Origin of the sequence: Streptococcus sp. 2022WUSS083, assembly GCF_044427155.1 — a bacterium.
GTDB classification, from domain to species: domain Bacteria; phylum Bacillota; class Bacilli; order Lactobacillales; family Streptococcaceae; genus Streptococcus; species Streptococcus hashimotonensis.
In genome coordinates this window covers 23237-30294 of record NZ_JAOTGK010000010.1, presented here as the reverse complement: position 1 = coordinate 30294, position 7058 = coordinate 23237, and the positions used below count along the sequence as shown (strand labels likewise).

Sequence of the window (7058 nt, the reverse complement as noted above, 5' to 3'; positions counted from 1 at the left end):
CATCACTCGCTTAATGGAGACGTTAGGGGAGCTTTATTTTTAATAGTATCGGGAAGTAGCTCAGCTTGGTAGAGTACTTGGTTTGGGACCAAGGTGTCGCAGGTTCGAATCCTGTCTTCCCGATTATTGGGCTCTTTGTCAACTGTAGTGGGTAGATGAAAAGCTAAGACCTAGAGAGGACGAACTTCGTTCTCTCTTTTTTATCTCTTTCCTATTTTCAGGAGATAAGCTGAAAAGGGCTATTCCCAGCCCTTTTCACTGTTCAAAGCAATCAAAATCTGTTTTTCTAGTTTTCATCTTCCTGAAGCCAAAGGCATTTCTTTTAATGACTTTGATGAGATTATTGGTAGCTTCCAGTTTGGCGTTTGAAAATGTGAGTTTTGTTGTTTTTCAGTGTGGGTCATAGGGGACTTTTTTCTACACTCAAAAAGGCTCTATATGACCATAGTGGGTTTACCCGTCATAGTCTTATAGTGCCTTTTACTTTTTGCTTAGTTTAACAACCGCCTCAACCGGTGTACTATTGTCCAAACTATTTTCTAAGTCTTCCTCAATGATTGGAAGCTTGAAATGAATGGCTTTTACCCAACGTCCTGCTTTATTTTTGTCATCATAAATTTCGACTTTTTCAATCAACATCTGACACAATCGCTTCTTGTCGATATCTTCCATGACGTCCATAAATGATGCAAAGTTAACTAATATTTTATAAATATTATCAGCGGTCATTTTATCTTTTAGGATTACCTCTCGTTTAGATTCACTTGTCTCAATTAGCATTTCTACATCTGCTAATTTATCATAAATAGTATTTAATCTCATATCTAAATCAATTGACTTTTGCTGAAAATGAGGATCTTCAAAATTTAAGGAGTCAATCTGTTGGATTAAATTCATTTTAGTTGCACTTAATTGGCGAAAGAGACTTTTATATTGTTCAATTTCACTGTCTATCCTACTTGTATCAACCTGAATATTTATTTTCTCTTGCAGTTTTCGTGCAAAATCAGGTCTTGAAACTAACTTACTAATGATTGATAATACTTCATGGTCTAAATTTCCTGTTTTAAGCTGTTTATTAAATGTGCACTTATGACCATCTACATGTTTTCTATGTTTACAAGCATAGTAGTAATAGTTTTTATAGTATTCATCTTTCTTATTTTTATTTCGCTTGATACTTTTATTTCCATAAAGCCCAGCATTGCATAATGGACATTTTATCAACCCTGAAAGTATATAGATAGAATCGCCCTTGTTTGGATTCTCACGTTTATACTTATGGGCATTAGCTTCTCGTTTTTTCCTCACTTTTTTCCAAGTCTCATCGTCAATAATTGCTTCATGGATTCCGTCTGTTAGAATATAATTTTCAGACTGCGTGACTTTCGTTTCACCAGAAATTTTATCTCGAGTGCTTTCACGCCGTCCAAAAGCAATTTTTCCATTGTAAACTGGATTGTCTAAGATTCTTGCAATGCCACTTGATGAAAAATATGGAAGCGTACTATTGTGTCGAATTGGTTTCTTTATATCTAGGTTGGCTAAATGCTTGGCAATAGCTATAGTGCCCATATCACTGTTGGCAAATAAATCAAAAATCATCTTTACGGATTCAGCTTCTTCATGATTTACTTGTAATTGACCATTAACAAGGGAATATCCTACAGGCGCAAATCCACCATTCCATTGACCAGCTCTCGCTTTTTGTCTACGACCTTCCATAGCTTGAGAAATAATATTCTCTCTTTCCATTTCAGCAACTGCCGACAAGATCGTAATAACTAACTTTCCTGAATCCTTTGAACTATCCAGTCCATCATCAACGCAAATCAGATTTACACCATGAGATTCCATAATAGCTAGAGATTTTAAAGTATCCGCAGCATTCCGACCAAAACGTGATAATTTGAATACAAGTACATAGTCCACCTTATCTTTCTCTGCTTCGATGTCTGATATCATGTTCATAAATTCCGTTCGTCCTAGCATGGTTTTACCAGATTTCCCAGCGTCTTGATAGGTTTTCACAATCTCAATATCAAAAGCATTGGCATATTGCTGAATTTTTGCTTCTTGAGCATCTAATGAAAATCCTTCAACCTGCATAGTCGTAGATACCCTTGTATAGATATAGGCTTTCTTTCGCTTCATTTAATTTCTCCTTGAAAAGTTTGACCAAAAAATACCCTTATAATCTTAAGGGTATTTTAACTCTTTTTAGAAAAGAATACAAGCAACTACTCATCAGTATACAGGTTTTCTTCCTTGATTGGTAAATTTGAGCAATCAATGTTGTCTCCATATTTCAGAAGCATTTCTTCCAAAAATCTCACTAGTTCATCCATAGATGACCTCCAAGTGAAATTATTTGACTCTGATTCCTCATTACAAAAGGCAGAAGTAGTTGCTTGTAGAAATGTAAATCATGTAAGTTCATGATAAACTCCTTCTATAACTCAACTATATTCTGCCATTTTTTGGAAATTATAAAAAAACCGTTAATGAATTTGATATTAGTTTTAATTCCATGCAAAAATCTTCTTACAGAAGGTAAGAAGATTTTAGTTTTAAAACATTGTTAGATGTGTACTAGAAGTATATATACAGTACGATTAAACACAACTCTTGTCAACATTTTAAAAATTATTATCCACTTAAAAAATTGCCTCATTCATCAACTTCATTTCATAAGGAATTAGCTTTGAACTTATTTGCGAAATATTATCCTTTAGATATTGGATAATATTAGGATAACCAGTTAACTCCTCTGGTAATTTTACTTTCTTGACTGCTGAACAAGGTACCCCATAATCAATTAAGAATTGTAATCTTTCATCAACTTGTTCATTTTCTAATAAAGAAGCAAACACGCTATAGTCCCCGCACTTCATTTTTGATTGGCTAAAAACATATTTTTGAATAGAATCAACAACAGCAAGAAGCTTGGGAATCTCAAAATTTGCATCAGTTCTCTGAAATTTCAGCATATAATCGATAGTCCGATCCAAAGGATCTTTCTTATTTTTTTTAACATAGTAATCGTATTGTTCATAAATCAATTCTTTGAATGATAGATTTATATATTTCAAGGCTGTTACTGCTTTATTTTGACTATAGCCATACTCATCTCTATGCTTCAGGTACTTATATCCTAAAAATAATCAGTTCTATAATAAATTAAAAATCGTGTTGGTAGAAAAATCGTCTACTTCTACCAACACGATTTTACAAAGAGCCAGTACTTACATCTCTTTTTCTCCTGTAAAACTATTGTATCTTGATACTTTAATGAGTTTCAATCATTCGATCTGTTAACCGTTATTTTTGGGATCTAAATTTAATAAAATAGCATTAATGGCGACGATGACTGTTGACACAGACATTAGAATTGCTCCTAATGCAGGGCTAAATGTGATGCCAATAGGAGCCAAAATTCCTGCAGCTAGAGGGATAGCTATAAAGTTATAACCGGCTCCCCAAAAGAGATTTTGTTTCATTTTACGAGTTGTTTTGTGTGCTAATTCAATAAATGATTCAATATCTCCTGGATCAGATTGAGTCAATATGACATCAGCTGAATCCAACGCCACTTGAGTTCCAGCACCTATAGCTATACCAACATCTGCTAAGGCAAGAGAAGGAGCATCATTTACACCATCACCTACCATGATAACTTTCTTTCCTTCATCTTTAAGTGTTTTAACTAACTCATATTTGTCTTGTGGAGATTGATTTGATCTATATTCAATACCTAAATCTTCTGCCGCACTTTGAGCCGCTTCTTCATTATCACCTGTTGCCATAATTGGTTGAATATTGTTCTTTATAAGAGCTTTAATTAACTCTTTACTCGTTGGTTTTAATTCGTCCCCTAAAGCTACAGCGCCAATGGCGTCATCGTTTTCTACTAAGACACTAAGAGTTGCTCCTTTTGGAATATCCATATCAAGATTACGTCCATAGGCTTTTTGACTGATTAATTGGTAACGGTGCCCACCTGCTTTACCCTCTACTCCAGCACCGGAAATCATATCAATTGAATCAAAAGATGCTGGACGTATATCTTGCTGCTTAGCGAAACTTATAATTGATTGAGCAATCGGGTGGCTAGAGCCTCCTTCAATACCTGCCAGTAAGGCAATGATTTCCTCTTTATTATATTTGTTATTAAAAAGTTTAACGTCTAATACTTTAAACTCACCAGTTGTTAAAGTACCTGTTTTATCTAAAATCATCACATCTGCATCTGGAGCTATTTCTAAGGCTTGGCGGTCTTTCACTAGTAACCCACGACTGGCTCCTAAGCTTGTGCTACGGGCGGTGACCAATGGAATAGCCAGACCTAATGCGTGTGGACAAGCTATAACTAATGTCGTGATAGTAAAGATAACTGCCGTTGGGATATCTCCAATAACCATCCACACTACAAAAGCTATTAGTGCGACAATGACCGCAATATAGAAGAGCCACCCTGCAACCTTTTGAGCAATATTTTCTGCCCTGGAAGGCTGACTTTGAGCTTGGCTGATTAAATTCTGAACTTGAGAGATGAAGGATTGATCATCTGTCTCATTCACTTTAATATAAAGAACCCCTTCTCCATTTGTTGAGCCTCCGATTACTTCATCGCCAGGACCTTTTTTAACTGCTTTTGATTCTCCAGTCAAAAGAGCTTCATTCACACGTGATTCGCCACGCTCGATAGTTCCGTCTGCTGGCACATTTTCTCCGGCTTGAACACGAATTAAATCTCCTACCTGTAAGTCAGCAACTGGACGTATTTCAATTGAATCATCTTCTAACACAACGTGAGCATCTTTTGGTACCAACTTAGCCAATGCTGCTTGTGCGTCTCCTGCTTCTCCAATAGCTTTCATCTCAATCCAGTGACCTAATAACATGATTAATAATAATGAAGCAAATTCAAAGAAAAAGTCCATCACGTGTCCACCCGTTACGTAGGTAATGATAACAGCATAAATACTGTATAAATATGAAACACTTATACCTAAAGAAACTAGAGCCATCATTCCAGGTTCTTTTTGTTTAAATTCATCAACTGCGCCTTGATAGAATGGACGTCCACCATAAATAATTAATATAGTAGATAAAATAGCTACTACAATATCAGAATATGGAAAAGTAAACTGGAATGGTAGTTCAAATCCATACATAGGAGATAAGAGCATAATAATGATTCCTAGTGGCAATGACTGTAAGAAAAGTTCCTTAAAGTTACCGTGATGATGGTGTTCATGCCCTCCGTGCCCACTGTGGTCATGCCCACTGTGCCCGCTGTGATCATGCTCAGCATGATGTTCTTGATGTTGATTCTTATGGTCTCCATGTTCTTCCGTGCTTACGTACTCATGTTTTGAATGATCCATGTCGCCATGATTATGGTGACAGTGGGATAAATGTTTGTTATTATTGTTCATTTTAAATTCCTCCTTATTCTTAATGATGATGTAAATGACACTCGCATTGTCTTTCTGGACAATTGCAATCCACTTCTTCTACTGCGAAAGATTTTTTTATCTCTAATATTTTTTCTAGTCGATCTATATCATCGAAGCTTAAGACATGATCTTCAATATTATTTATTATTCTACTTTAATTTGTCCCATCATACCTGCTTCTTCATGTTCAAGAATGTGACAGTGGTACATATAAGTACCCTTCTTATTAAACTTAACTATAAGTCTTACTTTTTCGTTAGGCTCAATATATACAGTATCTTTCCATCCGCTCTCCTCTGGAGAAGGCGCATTACCGTTTCTTGATAGAATTTGAACCTGTGTGCCATGAATATGGAATGGGTGCCCCATTTCATGCATCATAGATCCTGGGTTTGTAATTTCCCAAATCTCTGTATCTCCAAGCTTCACTGTTTCATCAATTCTATTCATATCAAACTTTATACCGTTTATTGATACCATTTGACCCATACCTTGAAGCTCAAAGCTTCTTATCTTAGTAGCTTGTGCTTCTGACATTCTTTCTATATTCGTTAAAGTGCTAGGTACTTCAGTATCATCTTTCCCATCGCCTTTAACATTAAAGGTCATAATGGCTTCCTTATTACTCATAAGTGATAGCTGCGTTCCCTTTTCATACTTTGAAAAGTCCACTATTATCTCTGCTCTTTCCCCAGGTGATAACATAATATTTCTCTGGCTAACCGGTTTTTCTAAAAATCCACCATCAGATGCTATTTGATAGAATCCATCTCTATTATCTAACTTCAAATTAAAGTTACTTGCATTAGCACCATTAACTATTCTAAATCTCATCTTGACTCTATTAACCTCTAAATTAGGTTTAATAGCTCCGTTAACTATGATAGTATCCCCTGTTGCTCCATCCATCATATTTGTATTATAAATAAAACTGCCGTCCTTGCCAAAGCTTCTATCTTGAATTACTAAAGGTATATCATTTACTCCATATTCCTTAGGAATATTTAAGCTTTTTGATACTTCATCATCCACATAGAATAGTCCTGCTAAACCTTTATAAACTTGGGTAGCAGTATTTCCTCCAAAGTGCGGATGATACCACAATGTTGCAGCCTGTTGATTTACTGTAAAACTAGGCTCCCAAGTTGTTCCTGGTTCAATTCCTTGATGAGGGCCCCCATCCTTTTCTCCTTCTACCTCTAGTCCATGCCAGTGAACTGTAGTTGCTTCTTTTAGCTTGTTATTTACGTGCACATTTACTTGCTCACCTTTACTTACTCTGATGACAGGGCCTAAGAAACTTCCGTTGTACCCCATAGTTCGTGTCTTGGTATTTGGTAAAAATGAAGTTTCTCTTTCTTGAGGTTCTAAAGTAAAATCCGCAATATTAGGATCTGGATTTTTATCCTCTAATAGTGGTGGTATAGGAAGTGTACTTTTTGTTTTACTTGTTTGAATATCTATATTAACTGCACTCTGGTTTATTTTAAAATAACTAATCATTGGTTCTAAAAGTGTAATATATCCAACTGCAGTTAATACGACTGTAAGTCCAATACCTAATAACATATGTTTATTCTTACTCATTTTTATTCC

Annotated in this window: 4 protein-coding genes, 1 tRNA gene and 2 pseudogenes; 1 reads left to right on the top strand and 6 read right to left on the bottom strand. The window is 35.6% G+C overall.

The window, feature by feature from the left end; genetic code table 11:
* Nucleotides 1-49: 49 nt before the first annotated feature.
* Nucleotides 50-123 (top strand) — tRNA-Pro (locus tag ODU41_RS10465).
* A gap of 116 nt (nt 124-239) precedes the next feature.
* Here the strand turns inward: ODU41_RS10465 and ODU41_RS10460 are convergent.
* The 6 genes and pseudogenes from ODU41_RS10460 to ODU41_RS10435 form a co-directional block, all read right to left on the bottom strand.
* A pseudogene (locus ODU41_RS10460) lies at nt 240-378 on the bottom strand (transposase); the annotation flags it as partial.
* A 102-nt stretch (nt 379-480) separates the two neighbouring features.
* Nucleotides 481-2154: a recombinase family protein gene (locus ODU41_RS10455; RefSeq protein ID WP_398578989.1), complete on the bottom strand. Its 1674-nt coding sequence runs from the start codon at nt 2152-2154 to the stop codon at nt 481-483.
* 503 nt (nt 2155-2657) lie between these two features.
* Nucleotides 2658-3062 (bottom strand): hypothetical protein, encoded by a 405-nt coding sequence (locus ODU41_RS10450; protein WP_398578988.1) that lies wholly within the window; start codon nt 3060-3062, stop codon nt 2658-2660.
* 252 nt (nt 3063-3314) lie between these two features.
* Nucleotides 3315-5441 (bottom strand): heavy metal translocating P-type ATPase, encoded by a 2127-nt coding sequence (locus ODU41_RS10445; RefSeq protein ID WP_398578987.1) that lies wholly within the window; start codon nt 5439-5441, stop codon nt 3315-3317.
* A 19-nt stretch (nt 5442-5460) separates the two neighbouring features.
* Nucleotides 5461-5598 (bottom strand): annotated as a pseudogene (locus ODU41_RS10440) (CopY/TcrY family copper transport repressor); the annotation flags it as partial.
* An 8-nt stretch (nt 5599-5606) separates the two neighbouring features.
* Nucleotides 5607-7049, bottom strand: coding sequence for a multicopper oxidase family protein (locus ODU41_RS10435; RefSeq protein ID WP_024378135.1), 1443 nt, complete (start codon nt 7047-7049; stop codon nt 5607-5609).
* Between the last annotated feature and the right edge of the window lie 9 nt (nt 7050-7058).